The sequence below is a fragment of the Nonomuraea aurantiaca genome (assembly GCF_020215705.1).
In the GTDB taxonomy this organism is placed as follows: Bacteria; Actinomycetota; Actinomycetes; order Streptosporangiales; family Streptosporangiaceae; genus Nonomuraea; species Nonomuraea aurantiaca.
This window is the reverse complement of the sequence record NZ_JAIWNB010000021.1, coordinates 148,315-161,083: the sequence shown is the minus strand read 5'-3', so window position 1 is coordinate 161,083 and position 12,769 is coordinate 148,315. Positions and strand designations below refer to the sequence as shown.

Annotated in this window: 11 protein-coding genes; 5 read left to right on the top strand and 6 right to left on the bottom strand. The window is 70.4% G+C overall.

What is annotated here, in order from left to right:
• Positions 1–98: 98 nt before the first annotated feature.
• The 6 genes from clpB to LDL49_RS38605 form a co-directional block, all read right to left on the bottom strand.
• Positions 99–2,669 (bottom strand): ATP-dependent chaperone ClpB, encoded by a 2,571-nt coding sequence (gene clpB, locus LDL49_RS38630; protein WP_225299022.1) that lies wholly within the window; start codon positions 2,667–2,669, stop codon positions 99–101.
• 5 nt (positions 2,670–2,674) lie between these two features.
• The gene (locus LDL49_RS38625; RefSeq protein WP_113703558.1) at positions 2,675–3,025 is read right to left on the bottom strand and encodes a heat shock protein transcriptional repressor HspR; all 351 of its coding nucleotides are present in this window, start codon (positions 3,023–3,025) and stop codon (positions 2,675–2,677) included.
• A 3-nt stretch (positions 3,026–3,028) separates the two neighbouring features.
• Positions 3,029–4,213 carry a molecular chaperone DnaJ gene (dnaJ, locus tag LDL49_RS38620; protein WP_225299020.1) on the bottom strand — a complete coding sequence of 395 codons (1,185 nt, stop codon included), beginning with the start codon at positions 4,211–4,213 and terminating at the stop codon, positions 3,029–3,031.
• A 20-nt stretch (positions 4,214–4,233) separates the two neighbouring features.
• On the bottom strand, positions 4,234–4,830 hold the full coding sequence (gene grpE, locus LDL49_RS38615; protein ID WP_225299018.1) for a nucleotide exchange factor GrpE: 597 nt from the start codon (positions 4,828–4,830) through the stop codon (positions 4,234–4,236).
• Entirely contained in the window at positions 4,830–6,701 is a 1,872-nt protein-coding gene (dnaK, locus tag LDL49_RS38610) for a molecular chaperone DnaK (RefSeq protein WP_225299016.1), read from the bottom strand. The genes grpE and dnaK overlap by 1 nt, the downstream gene beginning before the upstream one ends.
• Positions 6,702–6,969: 268 nt before the next feature.
• Positions 6,970–7,314, bottom strand: a complete 345-nt coding sequence (locus LDL49_RS38605) for a hypothetical protein (RefSeq protein WP_225299014.1) — start codon at positions 7,312–7,314, stop codon at positions 6,970–6,972.
• Between the two features lie 205 nt (positions 7,315–7,519).
• On the opposite strand from LDL49_RS38605, the gene LDL49_RS38600 reads away from it, so the two are divergent.
• The 5 genes from LDL49_RS38600 to LDL49_RS38580 all read left to right on the top strand — a co-directional run bounded on the left by LDL49_RS38600 (position 7,520) and on the right by LDL49_RS38580 (position 12,742).
• Positions 7,520–8,401: a proline dehydrogenase family protein gene (locus LDL49_RS38600; RefSeq protein ID WP_225299012.1), complete on the top strand. Its 882-nt coding sequence runs from the start codon at positions 7,520–7,522 to the stop codon at positions 8,399–8,401.
• Positions 8,402–8,503: 102 nt separating this feature from the next.
• Complete coding sequence (gene proC, locus LDL49_RS38595; protein ID WP_225299010.1) at positions 8,504–9,298, top strand: pyrroline-5-carboxylate reductase; 795 nt, start codon at positions 8,504–8,506, stop codon at positions 9,296–9,298.
• 149 nt (positions 9,299–9,447) lie between these two features.
• Positions 9,448–10,815, top strand: a complete 1,368-nt coding sequence (locus LDL49_RS38590; protein WP_225299008.1) for an efflux RND transporter periplasmic adaptor subunit — start codon at positions 9,448–9,450, stop codon at positions 10,813–10,815.
• Positions 10,812–11,561: an ABC transporter ATP-binding protein gene (locus LDL49_RS38585; protein WP_225299005.1), complete on the top strand. Its 750-nt coding sequence runs from the start codon at positions 10,812–10,814 to the stop codon at positions 11,559–11,561. Before LDL49_RS38590 ends, LDL49_RS38585 begins: the two co-directional genes overlap by 4 nt.
• Entirely contained in the window at positions 11,558–12,742 is a 1,185-nt protein-coding gene (locus tag LDL49_RS38580; RefSeq protein ID WP_225299003.1) for an ABC transporter permease, read from the top strand. Before LDL49_RS38585 ends, LDL49_RS38580 begins: the two co-directional genes overlap by 4 nt.
• The last annotated feature ends 27 nt before the right edge of the window (positions 12,743–12,769 follow it).

Genomic DNA, 12,769 nt, shown 5'->3' with positions numbered 1-12,769 from the left:
GCCCGGTGGTGGCGTGAGCCTGCCCACCTGCCGGTGAACGCCGACGCCCGGAAACCAACCGGTTCCCGGGCGTCACGTATCAGACCTCAGCTCAGACCTCAGCCGCGGCCGATGGAGAGCTCGTCGTCGCCGAGGTCCACCAGGACCCGGTCGCCGTCCACGACCTCGCCCGACAGCACGGCCTTGGCCAGCTTGTCGCCGATCGCCGACTGGACCAGGCGGCGCAGCGGGCGCGCCCCGTACATGGGGTCGTAGCCGGTGAGCGCCAGCCATTCGCGGGCCGCGTCGGTGACCTCCAGCGTGAGCCGGCGGTCGGCCAGCCGCTGGGCCAGGCGGTCGACCTGGAGGTCGACGATGCGCGTCAGCTCTTCCGAGCCGAGCGCGTCGAACAGGATCACGTCGTCGAGCCGGTTGAGGAACTCCGGCTTGAACGAGTTGCGCACCGCGCCCATCACGGCCTCGCGCTTGGCGCCGTTCGCCAGCTTGGGGTCGACCAGGAACTGCGAGCCGATGTTGGAGGTGAGGATCAGGATCGTGTTGCGGAAGTCGACGGTACGGCCCTGGCCGTCGGTCAGCCGGCCGTCGTCGAGCACCTGCAGCAGGATGTCGAAGACCTCGGGATGGGCCTTCTCCACCTCGTCGAGCAGCACGACCGTGTAGGGCCGCCGCCGGACGGCCTCGGTGAGCTGGCCGCCCTCCTCGTAGCCGACGTAGCCGGGAGGCGCGCCGACGAGCCGGGCGACGCTGTGCTTCTCGGAGTATTCGCTCATGTCGATGCGGGTCATCGCCCGCTCGTCGTCGAACAGGAACTCCGCCAGCGCCTTGGCCAGCTCGGTCTTGCCGACACCCGTCGGGCCGAGGAACAGGAACGAGCCCGTGGGCCGGTCGGGGTCGGAGATCCCGGCCCGGCTCCGGCGTACGGCGTCCGAGACGGCCTGTACGGCCTGCTGCTGCCCGATGAGGCGCCGCCCCAGCTCCTCCTCCATCCGCAGCAGTTTGGCCGTCTCAGCCTCCAGCAGGCGGCCCGCCGGGATGCCCGTCCAGGAGGAGATGACCTCGGCGATGTCGTCGGCGCCGACCTCCTCCTTGACCATGGCGTGGTCGGGCGTCGCGGCCTCGGAGGCGGCCTGCAGGGCCTGCTCCAGGCGCGGCACCTCGGCGTACATGAGCCGGGAGGCGGCCTCGAAGTCGCCGTCGCGCTGCGCCCGCTCGGCGCCGCTCCTGGCCTCGTCGAGCTGCTTCTTCAGCTCGCCGACCTTGTTGAGGCCGGCCTTCTCCAGCTCCCAGCGGCCGACGAGGGCGTTGAGCTCCTCCTGGCGGTCGGCCAGCTCCTTGCGCAGGCGTTCGAGCCGCTGGATGGAGGCTTCGTCGGTCTCCTTGGAAAGGGCCAGCTCCTCCATCTTCATCCGGTCGACGTTGCGCTGGAGCTGGTCGATCTCGACGGGACGCGAGTCGATCTCCATACGCAGCCGGGAGGCGGCCTCGTCGACCAGGTCGATGGCCTTGTCGGGCAGGAAACGGTTGGTGATGTAGCGGTCGGAGAGTGTGGCGGCGGCGACCAGCGCGCTGTCGGCGATCTGGACCTGGTGGTGGGCCTCGTAGCGGCCCTTGAGCCCGCGCAGGATCGCGATCGTGTCCTCGACCGTGGGCTCGCCGACGTAGACCTGCTGGAAGCGGCGCTCCAGCGCGGGGTCCTTCTCGATGCGCTCGCGGTATTCGTCGAGCGTCGTGGCGCCGATCATGCGCAGCTCGCCGCGGGCCAGCATGGGCTTGAGCATGTTGCCGGCGTCCATCGCGCCCTCGGCGGCGCCCGCCCCGACGACCGTGTGCAGCTCGTCGATGAACGTGACGATCTGCCCGTCGCTCTCCTTGATCTCGGAGAGCACGGCCTTGAGCCGCTCCTCGAACTCGCCGCGGTATTTGGCGCCCGCGACCATCGCGCCGAGGTCGAGCGAGATGAGCCGCTTGTTACGCAGCGACTCGGGCACGTCGCCGGCCACGATGCGCTGGGCCAGGCCCTCGACGACGGCCGTCTTGCCGACGCCGGGCTCGCCGATCAGCACCGGGTTGTTCTTGGTGCGCCGCGACAGCACCTGCACGACCCGGCGGATCTCGGAGTCGCGGCCGATGACCGGGTCGAGCTTGCCGCCCCGGGCCCGCTCGGTCAGGTCGACGCCGTACTTCTCCAGCGCCTGGTAGGTGTCCTCGGGCGTCTCACTGGTGACACGGGCGTGACCGCGTACCTTCTCGAAGGCGTCGAGCAGCGCCTGCGGCGTCGCACCCTGGGACTTCAGCAGCTCGGCCGCCTGGCCGCCGTCGGTGGCCAGGCCGACGAGCAGGTGCTCGGTGGAGACGTACTCGTCTTCGAGCCGCTTGGCCCGTTGCGCCGCGGTGTTGATCACGGTGAGCAGCTGGCGGGAACTCGACGGCGCGCTCACGGTGGAGCCCTGCGCTTTCGGCAGCCCGGCGAGCTGCTCCTCGGCCTTGGCGCGCAGCGTCTTCCAGTCGGCGCCGACGGCTTCGAGCAGAGGTATGGCGGTGCCGCCCGTCTGGGCGAGCAGCGTGGTCAGCAGATGGGCGGGCGCGATCTCCGGATTGCCCTCCGCGGCGGCACGCCGCATGGCCCCGGAGAGAGCTTCCTGGCTCTTCTGGGTGAGCTTGTAGTCCATGTGTTCTAGGCCCCCGGTGGCAGCTCGTAGCGGATCAGCGCCCTGACCATCTGCATCTCGGCGCGGAGGCGGTGAACCTCCTCACGCAGCCGCAGAGCCTCGTTCTCGAGCTCGAGAATCCGCTTGATGCCCGCGAGGTTGATGCCCTCCTCCTGGGAGAGCCGCTGGACCTCGCGGAGCTGGATGATGTCGCGGGTGGAGTAGAGGCGGCCGCGCCCCGCCGTGCGGCCTGGACAGACCAGTCCGAGCCGGTCGTACTGCCGCAAGGTCTGCGGATGGAGGCCCGACAGCTGCGCGGCCACCGAGATCACATAGACCGGAGTCTCGTCTGACAGGTCGAAATAGTTGGCGTCCATCGGCTACTCGCTTCTGGCTCTCTGTATGAGATCAGCCCGCGGGTCCTCGCCCGCCGTCGCGGTGTTGAACTCCGTGAGGAGCTCGCGGGACTTGTCGTCCAGTGTCTTGGGGACGAGCACCTCGACGGTGGCGAGCAGGTCGCCCTTGGTGCCGTCCTTGCGGGCGACGCCTCTGCCACGGATCCTGAACGTGCGGCCGTTGGGCGTGCCCGTCGGGATACGCAGCGTGACCGGCAGCCCCTTGAGTGTCGGCACCTTGATCTCGGCGCCGAGCGCGGCCTCGGAGAAGGTCACCGGCACGGTGATGGTCAGGTTGTCGCCCGTCCTGCCGAAGACGGCGTGCGGTTTGACGTGCGTGAGGATGTAGAGGTCGCCGGCCGGGCCGCCGTTCTCGCCCGGAGCGCCCTTGCCCTTGAGCTTGACCCGCTGTCCGTCGGCCACCCCCGCGGGGATGCGCGCCTGGATGTTGCGGGTGCTCTTGGCCCGGCCGCTGCCCTCGCACACGGGGCAGGGGTCGTCCACGAGCAGGCCGCGGCCCTTGCAGTCGCGGCAGGGCTCGGAGAAGGCGAAGTTGCCCAGGTTGCGGCTGGCCGCCCCCGTGCCCTCACAGGTCGGGCAGACCCGCGGGGTGGTGCCGGCCTTGGCCCCGGTGCCGCTGCAGGCCGTGCAGGCGGCCGAGCTGGTCATTCTGAGCGACACCGTGGAGCCGTCGACCGCTTCGGAGAACGTGAGCGTGACCTCGGACTCGACGTCCTGGCCACGTCGCGGCCTGGTGGCGCTGGTCGTACGGGCCGAGCCGCCGCCACCGCGGTTGAACAGCCCGCCGAACAGGTCGCCGAGCCGCTCACCCGCCCCGTGGCCCTGCTGCTGCTGGTTGGCGGTGCCCCCGAACAGGTCGCCGAAGTCGAACGGGAAGCCGCCACTGCCGGGACGCTGGGCCCCCACCCCGGACCCGAACAGGGCGCGCGCCTCGTCGTATTCCTTGCGGCGCTTGCTGTCGGACAGGATGTCGTTGGCCTCGGAGATCTCCTTGAACTTGGTCTCCTTGGCCACGTCGCCCTGGTTGGTGTCGGGGTGGTATTGCCGGGCCAGCTTGCGGTAGGCCTTCTTGATGTCTTCGGCCGTGGCTGACTTGGGCACACCAAGGACGGCGTAGTAGTCCTTCTCCAGGTAGTCCTTGGTGCTCATCTATCGCCCTTCGTTCTTCGTCAGTTGTCGTCGTCGGACGCCGGGGGGGCGTCTTCTGGCTCCGCCACGGCCACCCGCGCCGGGCGGAGCACTCGGTCACCCATCCGGTAACCGGGCTGGAGCACCTCGATCGCGGTCGGCTCGGTGACGTCCGGCGAGTAGCTGTGCATCAGCGCCTCGTGGACGGTCGGGTCGAACGGGTCGCCCTTCTGGCCGAAGGAGTTGAGCCCGAGCTTGGTGACGGCCGCTTCCAGTGACTCTGCCACCTTCGCGAAGCCGCCGGTGAGCTCGCCGTGATCACGCGCCCGGCCGATGTCGTCGAGCACGGGCAGGAGCTCCTGGAGGGCGCTCGCGACGGCCTGCTCCCGCACGGCTCCGCGGTCGCGTTCGACCCGCCGGCGGTAGTTGGTGTATTCCGCCTGGAGGCGCTGCAGGTCGGACGTCCGCTCGGAGAGCTGCGCCAGCAGGTCTCCGTCCTGCGCCGCCGCCTCGGTGGCGGCGGGAGGAGGGGGAGCGTCCTGGTCCTGCGGTCGTTCGCGCACCTGGCCCGTCTCCGGGTCGATCTTGCGGTTGTCGCGGATCACCGGCTCGTCGTGCCCGTTGTCACGCGTCGGCATCACTTGTCCTTCTTCGGCTGGTCTTCGTCGACGATCTCGGCCTCGACCACGTCGTCATCGGCCTTCTGCTGCTCGCCGGCCGCGGCGTCCTGCGGGGCGCCCTCGCCGCCGGGCTGCTGGGCCTGGCTCTGCGCGTAGATCGCCGAGCCCATCTTCTGGCTGACGGTCGCGAGCTTCTCGGCCGAGTTGCGGATGACGTCGGTGTCGGTGCCCTCCAGAGCCTTCTTCAGCTCGGCGAGCGACTCCTCGACCTCGGTCTTGATCTCGCCGGGGACCTTGTCGTCGTTCTCGCGGAGGAACTTCTCCGTCTGGTAGGCGAGCCCGTCGGCGTTGTTGCGGACCTCGGCCTCCTCGCGGCGCTTCTTGTCCTCTTCGGCGTAGGACTCGGCCTCGCGCATCATCCGCTCGATGTCGTCCTTCGGCAGCGCGGAGCCGCCGGTGATCGTCATCGTCTGCTCCTTGCCCGTGCCCAGGTCCTTGGCGGAGACGTTGACGATGCCGTTGGCGTCGATGTCGAAGGTGACCTCGATCTGCGGGATGCCGCGCGGCGCCGGGGCGATGCCGGTCAGCTCGAAGGTGGCCAGCTTCTTGTTGTAAGAGGCGATCTCGCGCTCGCCCTGGTAGACCTGGATCTGCACCGACGGCTGGTTGTCCTCGGCCGTGGTGAAGACCTCGGAGCGCTTGGTCGGGATCGTCGTGTTGCGCTCGATGATCTTGGTGAAGATGCCGCCCTTGGTCTCGATGCCCAGCGACAGCGGGGTCACGTCGAGCAGCAGGACGTCCTTGACCTCACCCTTGAGCACACCGGCCTGCAGGGCGGCGCCGATGGCGACGACCTCGTCCGGGTTGACGCCCTTGTTGGGCTCCTTGCCGCCGGTCAGCTCCTTGACGAGCTCGGAGACGGCGGGCATGCGGGTCGAGCCGCCGACGAGCACCACGTGGGCGATGTCGGAGATCTTGATGCCGGCGTCCTTGATGACCTGGTGGAACGGGCCCTTGGTCCGCTCGAGCAGGTCGGCGGTCAGCCGCTGGAACTCGGCCCTGGTCAGCTTCTCGTCGAGGTGCAGCGGGCCCTCGGAGGAAGCGGTGATGTAGGGCAGGTTGATGTTGGTCTCGGCCTGGCTGGACAGCTCGATCTTGGCCTTCTCGGCGGCCTCACGCAGGCGCTGGAGCGCCATCTTGTCCTTGGACAGGTCGACGCCGTGGGCGTTCTTGAATCGGTTGGCCAGCTCGTCGACGACCCGCTGGTCCCAGTCGTCACCACCGAGGTGGTTGTCGCCGGAGGTCGCCTTGACCTCGACGAAGCCGTGGCCGTCCTCCTGGCCGACGTCGAGCAGGGACACGTCGAAGGTGCCGCCGCCGAGGTCGAAGACCAGGATCGTCTGGTCCTGCTCCTTGTCGAGCCCGTAGGCGAGGGCCGCCGCGGTGGGCTCGTTGATGATGCGGAGCACGTTGAGGCCCGCGACCGTGCCGGCCTCCTTGGTGGCCTGGCGCTGCGCGTCGTTGAAGTAGGCCGGGACGGTGACCACCGCGTCGGTGATCTTCTCGCCCAGGTAGGCCTCGGCGTCCTGCTTCAGCTTCTGCAGCACGAAGGCGCTGATCTGCTGGGGGGAGAACTTCTTGCCGTCGATCTCCTGGGACCAGTTGGTGCCCATCTCCCGCTTGACGGAGCGGATGGTCCGGTCCACGTTGGTGACGGCCTGTCGCTTGGCGACCTCGCCGACCAGGACTTCGCCGTTCTTAGCGAAGGCGACCACGGACGGCGTGGTCCGCGAGCCCTGCGCGTTGGCGATGACGGTGGGCTCACCGCCCTCGAGGATCGAGACGACGGAGTTGGTCGTCCCAAGGTCGATACCTACCGCACGTGCCATGAGTACGTCCCTGTAGTTAAAGTTGAGTCGGTCAGACTCAACGTACGAATGCCCGGGGTGTTTGTCAAACAGCTTGAGCCTACTCGACTCAACCCACCCTCGGGCACCCGTATTCCCCCTGAAAGCTCCCCCCTTAAAACCCTGACGGACCCTGGCACGACAGGGGGTGGCGTGCCGGGGTCCGGTCGTCCCTTCCCCGAGACTCCCCGTCCTGGAACGGACCGACCCCGGTGCGACAAGGGTCGTGGGTCGGGGTCTGTCTCGGGGTTCAGGGCTTGGCGCCGTCTACCACCTTGCGCTTGCCGAGCGGGGTCTTGAGCTTGACCGTCGTCGTCTTCTCCACCGCGATCATGATGCAGGCGACGTCCTTGGCCTTCGGGGCGGTGCCCTCGTACAGGGTGACCTTGACGCTCTTGCGCGTCTCCTTGACCTTCACCCGGTCCAGGACGGTGCACGGGGCCACGCCCGACCACCAGGTCAGCTGGAGCTTGCGGCCTTGGGACGTCGGTCGCGCCTTGGTCCAGCGGACCTTGTGCGTGTTGATGGTGTCGCCCGTGGGCTTGACCGGTTTCGGAGACTTCGTGGGAGTGGTCTCAGCGGGAACACTGGCCACGGGGTCAGTAGTGACCGGCGTCTGTGGGGAGGGGGCGGTGGCCTGCTTGGCAGGCGTCGGGGCCCCGCAACTCGTCGCAAGCACCAGACATCCGGCCAGAAGAGTCGCTGTCATTGTGCGCATACCTCTAGAACGATTGGGACGGCTCGCAGGTTCAGCTGCCGAATCCGGCGGGTTTCGCGCCCGCGAAGTTAGGGTGGGATATGTGCTGCGTCAGTCCCTGCTAGCCGTATCCAGAAGCGACCTCGTCGAGCGGGTCGTCACCACCTCGCCGCTGACCAGAGACGTGGTCAGGCGTTACGTCGCCGACGACGTCGGCGCGGTCGTCGCCCGGCTGACCCGCGACGGGCTGCTCGTCACCGTCGCTCACCTGGGCGAGGACGTCACCGACCGGGCGCAGGTCGAGCACTCCCTCCAGGGCTACCTCGCAGTGCTCGGCCGGCTGCCCCGGGACGCCGACGTGTCGGTCAAGCTGACCGCGCTGGGCCTGCGGCTCTCCGAGCAGCTCGCGCTCGACAACGCGGCCACCGTCTGCGAGGCCGCCGCGGCCAGGGGAGTGACGATCACCCTCGACGCCGAGGAGCGCGACACGGTGGACGGGCTCCACTCCGTGCACGCCACGCTGCGCAAGGAGCATCCCGACGTGGGGGTCGTGGTGCAGGCGTACCTGCCGGACGCCCGTGAGCGCTGCGAGAGGCTCGACGGCGCCCGCGTGCGGCTCTGCAAGGGCGCCTACAGCGCGCCCGGCGCCCTCACCTCCCGGACGGACATCGACCGGTCGTTCGTGCGCTGCCTCAAGGTGCTGATGGCGGGCACCGGCTACCCCATGGTCGCCACGCACGATCCGCGATTGGTGGAGATCGCCTCGGCGCTGGCCGTGCTCACCGGGCGGGACGCGACGGGTTTCGAGTATCAGATGCTGTACGGCGTGCGGCCCGCCGAACAGGCCCGGCTGGCCGGGCTCGGCGCGCAGGTGCGCGTCTACGTGCCCTATGGCGCCGACTGGTACGCCTACCTCATGCGCCGCCTCGCCGAGCGCCCGCGCAACCTGGCCTTCTTCGCCCGGTCCCTGGTCAGCCGACACTAGCTTCGCCGGTCAGCCGCCACCGGCTTCGCCCGCTCCCTGGTCAGCCGGCACTGGCTTCGCCCGGTCGCCGGTCAACCGGCACCGGCTCGATAGGCTACCGGGGTGATTGCGATTCTGGGCACGGGCAAGATGGGCGAGGCCCTCCTGTCCGGGCTGCTGCGAGCGGGGTTCGATCCGGGCGACATCCTGGCGACGGTACGCCGGCCGGAGCGGGCGCAGGCGCTGCGCGAGGCCTACGGCGTGCGGACCGTGACCAACACCGAGGCCGCCAAGGCCGCGGAGACGATCATCCTGGCGGTCAAGCCGCAGGACATGGCGGCTCTGCTGGCCGAGATCGCCCCCTACGTCCCCGCCGACCGCCTGGTGATCACCGCCGCCGCGGGCATCACCAGCGCCTTCGTCGAGCAGCGTCTCGGCGTCGAGGTGCCGGTCGTCAGGGTGATGTCCAACACGCCGATCCGCTTCGACGAGGCGATGAGCGTGATCTCGGCGGGCGCCCACGCGCGCGAGGAGCACCTCCAGCACACCGAGGACCTGCTCAAGCCGGTCGGCAAGGTGCTGCGCATCCCCGAGTCGCAGCAGGACGCGGCCACCGCGCTGTCGGGCAGCGGGCCCGCCTACTTCTTCTACCTGGTCGAGGCCATGGTCGACGCGGGGATCCTGCTCGGCATGCCCAGGGCCGCCGCGCTCGACATGGTCACCCAGTCGATCGTCGGCGCCGCGGTGATGCTGCGTGACTCGGGCGAGCACCCGGTGATCCTGCGCGAGGCGGTCACCTCGCCCGGCGGCACCACGATCGCGGCGATCGCCGAGCTCGAACGCCACAGCGTCCGCGCCGCCTTCCTGGCCGCCATCGAGGCCGCCCGCGACCGAAGCCGCGAGCTGGCCTCAGGCTGAGCCCCGAGCCGGCTGCGAGCCGACCTCGGGCTGGGTCCGGGCTGGGCCCAGGCTGGGTCCGGAGTGCGTCCGGGCTGGGTCCGGAGTGCGTCCGGCCGAGTTCGGGAGGCCCAAGCCACCCCGGGCACCCTGCTCCTACGATGGGTCGGGTGACGATCCGTCGCGGCATCCCCCCGCTGCTCGTCCTGCTCGCGCTGACCGGCTGCTCGGCCGAGGCACCGGCCGCCGTACAACTGGCCGACGTCAAGCGCGCCCCCGTCACCGAGGTCGTCGAGGCGCCCGCCACCATCGGCGCCCGCGCCACGGCCACCCTCCGCTCGCCCGCCCAGGGCACCATCGCCCACCTGTACGTACGCGAGGGCGACCACGTGCGCAAGGGCCAGATCGTGGCCAAGATCCGTTCGCCGCAGGCCCAGGACCAGCTCAAACAGGCCCGGCGGGCGTCGAAGTCGGCCGCGCCCGCGACCCCGACCCTGGGCCGCCCGAACGTCCGGCTCGCCTCCTTCGACACCGGCGCGTTCGACCGCAAGGTGGCCAGGCACTTCGCCAGGGCGCGCAGGGAGGCGAAGAAGATCGACGACGCCCAGGCCCGCAGGCAGCTGCTCAGCGCCATCGGCCTGGCCGAGGCCCAGCACAAGGCGCAGACCAGGGCACTGAAGTCGATCACCGCGCAGCTCAACCGGTCGATCAACAGCGTGCTGGCCGGGGTCACCAGCGGTTTCGGCGGGCTGACGTCGTCCATGGCGTCGTTGCAGGCGGCCTCCAAGTCCCAGGCGAAGGCCGCGGTCAAGGCGGCGGAGAGCACGGTGAAGTCGCTCACTGTCAAGGCGCCGTTCGGCGGGGTGATCACGCTCGGCCGGCCCTCGGGCGGCGGCGCCGCGAGCAGCCTGAACGGCCTGCTCAGCCAGCTGCCCACCGGCGGCCAGCAGCTGCCCGCCGACACCTCCGGCGGTTCGGCGAGCGGCGGCACGCCGGTGGCGACCGGTGTTCCCGTGTCGGCGGGCGACCCGATCGTCACCGTCACGGACATCTCGGAGCTCACCCTCTCCGCCGACATCGACGAGACCGACGTGCTGCTGGTCAAGAAGGGCACCAGGGCCGCGGTCGAGCTCGACGCGGTCCCCGGCGCGGCCTACACCGCGCGGGTGACGGGCGTCGGCGTGACGCCGATGCCCGGCACGACGGGCGGCGTCAGCTACCCGGTGCAGCTCACGCTCGGCGCGGGCCGGTTCGACGACGGCGCCGCGGCGCCCACCCCCAAACCGGGTATGAGCGCGGTGACGCGGCTGACGGTCCGCGAGTCGCCCGCCGCCATCGCGGCCCCTGCCTCGGCGATCGTCTCCAGCGGGCGCGAGAGCGTGGTCTGGGTGGTCAGGAACGGTACGGCGGAGCGCCGCGTGGTCAAGCTCGGCGCCCAGGGAGAGGCGGTGGTCGAGGTGCTGAACGGACTGTCGGTCGGTGACCGGATCGTGGTCAAGGGCGCGGACTCGGTCCGGCAAGGGCAGCGGCTGCCATGACCGCCGCCGCGTCGGACGCCGCTTTGGAAGCCGTGGATCTCACCAGGCGCTACCAGCTCGACGGCGTCGCCGTGGAGGCGTTGCGCGGTGTGTCGCTGCGCATCGGCCGCGGCGAGTTCGTGGCCATCATCGGGCCGTCCGGGTCCGGCAAGTCCACGCTGATGCACTTACTCGGCTGCCTCGACCGGCCCACTTCCGGGCGGCTCCGGGTGAACGGGGTGGAGATGTCCCAGCTGTCCGACACCCAGCTGGCCGAGCTGCGCAACAAGACCATCGGGTTCGTGTTCCAGTCGTTCCACCTGCTGGCCAGGACGACGGCGCTGGAGAACGTGGCGCTGCCGCTGGTCTACCGGGGGGTCGGCAAGGCCGAGCGCCGGACCAGGGCGCGGGCCGCGCTGGAGGCGGTGGGTCTGGGCCACCGGATGGAGCACCGGCCCTCGCAGATGTCCGGCGGCGAACAGCAGCGTGTGGCCATCGCCAGGGCGCTGGTGGGTGAGCCGAAGGTGCTGCTGGCCGACGAGCCGACGGGCAATCTCGACACCCGCAACGGCGCCGAGGTGATGGCCATACTCGACCGGCTCAACAGTGACAGCGGGGTGGCCGTGGTGCTTGTGACGCACGAGCCGGAGGTCGCGGGGCACGCCCGGCGGCAGATCCACGTACGCGATGGGCTGATCGAGCTGGACACCGCCGACCGTACCGGAACAGGGGAGACCGAGCAGAGGGACGGCGGCGGCGCGGGGTGAGGGGGCGCGAGGCGTTCGGCATGGCGCTGGAGGCGCTGCGGGTCAACCGGATGCGCAGCGTGCTGACCATGTTCGGGGTCGTCATCGGCGTGCTCGCCGTGGTGATCCTGGTGGCCGTCGGCACCGGCGCGAAGGACGCGGTGGAGAAGGAGATCTCCGGCCTCGGCACCAACATCATCCTGGTCGTCCCGGGCCGGCTCACCGTGGGCGCGGCGCCGACCCAGAGCAAGCTCAACCTGGCCGACGTCGCGTACGTGCGGCGCGTGGTCGGCGACCCGGCCAAGGTGACGGTCTCGCTCCAGTCGGGCGAGACCGTGCGGGTCGGCGGGACCGAGGCGTTCGTCACCGTCGTCGGCACCGACCAGAACCTCACCAACATCTTCGACCGCCCGCTCGACAAGGGCCGCCATCTGAGCGGGACCGACGTCGACACCCGGCGCCGGGTCGCCGTGCTCGGCTCGGAGGTGGCCGACAAGCTGTTCGGCGACCTCGATCCGATCGGGCGGCAGCTGACGATCTCCGGGGCGCGGTTCCGGGTCGTCGGCGTCTACGCCAAGATCGGCCAGACCTTCGGGGTCTCGCGCGACCAGGAGGTGCACATCCCGGTGACGACGGCCCAGCGGCTGCTCGGCATCGCCAGGGTCAACGGCATCGCGGTCGGCGCGTCGGGGCCCGACGAGATCGGGCCGCTGCAGAGCCGGGTCGTGGCGGCGCTGACCGACAGGTATCCGGGGGAGAAGTTCTCGGCCGTCACGCAGACCCAGCTGCTCGGCACGATCGGCAGCGTGCTCGGCATGCTCACCGGCGTGCTGGCCGCGATCGCCGGCATCTCGCTGCTGGTGGGCGGCGTGGGCGTGTCCAACATCATGCTGGTCAGCGTCCGGGAGCGGACCCGCGAGATCGGGCTGCGCAAGGCGCTCGGGGCCAGGCAGCGCGACGTGCTGACCCAGTTCCTGATCGAGGCGGTGCTGCTGACGACGATCGGCGGGGTCATCGGGATCCTGCTCGGCGTCGGCGGCGCTCTCGCCATCCAGGCGCTCACGCCGGTGCCCGCCTCGGTCACCTGGTGGTCGGTCGCGCTGGCGTTCGGGGTTTCGGCGGCGGTGGGCGTGTTCTTCGGCGTCGCGCCCGCGCGGAGGGCCGGCCGGTTGGACCCGGTCATCGCCCTCCGCGCCGAGTGACGTACTGGCTGAGTGACGCGCTCAGCG